Below are 1,734 nucleotides of genomic sequence, written 5' to 3' on the forward strand. Positions count from 1 at the left end.
TGGAAGTGTGGCGACACATGTAGCGGACTAATACTAATAGCTCGAGGACTTATCCAAAGTAACTGAGAATACGAAGTGTAAGGTTTTCTTGGTATTTGATAGATATTCAATTTTGAGTAGGTATTACTCAGAGTTAAGTGACGATAGCCTAGGAGATACACCTGTACCCATGCCGAACACAGCAGTTAAGCCCTAGAACGCCGGAAGTAGTTGGGGGTTGCCCCCTGTGAGATATGGAAGTCGCTTAGCTTTTATCCGCCATAGCTCAGTTGGTAGTAGCGCATGACTGTTAATCATGATGTCGTAGGTTCGAGTCCTACTGGCGGAGTAAGATCAAGAGTCTGAGATAAAATGGTTCTCAGCCACAAAAAAGCTAGAGATTCCCAATAGTGGAACTCTAGCTTTTTAATTTTGAGTCGTTCTCTTATTGTATTTTAGGAAGTTATTAGCCATGAGTACCAATCCCATGTCAATTCTCACTTGACGCTTATCTCTCAGATTACATCTCTTGTAACCTAAACAAGCCTTTATCTGCCCAAAGACAGGTTCCACATCAATCTTACAGTGTAGCTATCCTCCTTGTCATTATAATGCCAATTTGCTAAGTTTCTAGCCGACTGTTTATACCCTCTCTTCTGTTCCTGATCAAACATGGCATATTTAATCAGATGGTTCACCTTCTTTTCATCTAGACGAAGGAGGTTTTCTTCGCTTCTATATCCAGCATCTGCGACAACTGTCTTCAAGTCATGCGGATAAGTTTCAAGTAAAGGTAAAAGAGTTTTGGTGTCTGTCGGATTTGAGAAGGCATCATAGTGAAGAACAAATTGGTTTTCCGTTCATCCTTTCCTTTAACGGGTGTCTCCTCCATGTCTTGGCTCAGTTTTTCCAATTCTTCTTCAAGGACTTGAGCGAATTCTTCTTGAAAATAGACCTGTATCTGTTCTTGAAGTTTGGCGGAGAATTTCTCTGTCGCTTCCTTCCACACGAAACTATACTTGTTGGCACTGGCTTCAATCTTAGTCCCGTCAATAAACAAACAATCTAAGGTCACTAACTCTTCCATTTTTAAACGAAGATTGAGGTCGATGAAAAGATCACGAATGAGTTCTTCCATCCCTTCAGCGACACGAAAAAGATTGATGGTACGATAGCTGACAACCAACTGCCCTGTTAGGTATTGCATAGCGAGATTTTCAATCATCATTTTTTCAATTTTTCGTCCAGAGAAAATCCCTTGTGAATAGGCAAATAGAAGAGTAGATACAAGCATTTTAGGGTGATAAGACGGGCGACCAAAGGTATGATAGAAGGCGTGGAAGTGACAATCCTCCAAGGTATTTACCACTTTTTCAATAGTAAAGACGAGATGGTCTTGTGGCAAGAAAGAACTGATTTCTAGTGGTACAGTTGTTTGATTTGTGTTATAGTGAATATGCATGAGATAGCCTTTCTAAATGGTTTAATGGTCAATTCTATTTTACAAAGACTATCGCAACCATGCAAAAAAGCAACGGCAAATCCGTTGCTTTTTGGGGAGACAAGGGACTATTGTCCCAGTCTCTTTTCTTATGTGAACCGCGTCCCAAAAGTTAGACAAAAAAATCTAACTTTTGGGATGTGATTCATAGACGAGTAGTTATGATTTTATAAATGAAGTAAACTTCTCAAAATTCAAAACTTAATTTTGGCATCTATAATTACCTTTATATTTTATTTTTAGTTCGTTTAGCT

At 39.2% G+C, this 1,734-nt stretch carries 1 tRNA gene, 1 rRNA gene and 2 pseudogenes; 3 read left to right on the forward strand and 1 reads right to left on the reverse strand.

From position 1 onward, the window contains the following. Positions 1-133 precede the first annotated feature (133 nt). A 5S ribosomal RNA gene (gene rrf / locus D8804_RS09920) occupies positions 134-249 on the forward strand. Between the two features lie 5 nt (positions 250-254). Further along, positions 255-328: transfer RNA gene (locus D8804_RS09925), tRNA-Asn, on the forward strand. Positions 329-405: 77 nt separating this feature from the next. Here the strand turns inward: D8804_RS09925 and D8804_RS10495 are convergent. Continuing rightward, positions 406-1,384: pseudogene (locus tag D8804_RS10495) on the reverse strand (transposase). A gap of 17 nt (positions 1,385-1,401) precedes the next feature. Here D8804_RS10495 and D8804_RS10365 point away from each other — a divergent pair. After that, positions 1,402-1,596 (forward strand): annotated as a pseudogene (locus D8804_RS10365) (hypothetical protein). Positions 1,597-1,734: the final 138 nt, after the last annotated feature.

This window comes from Streptococcus oralis (genome assembly GCF_003944215.1).
Classification (GTDB): Bacteria; Bacillota; Bacilli; order Lactobacillales; family Streptococcaceae; genus Streptococcus; species Streptococcus oralis_BI.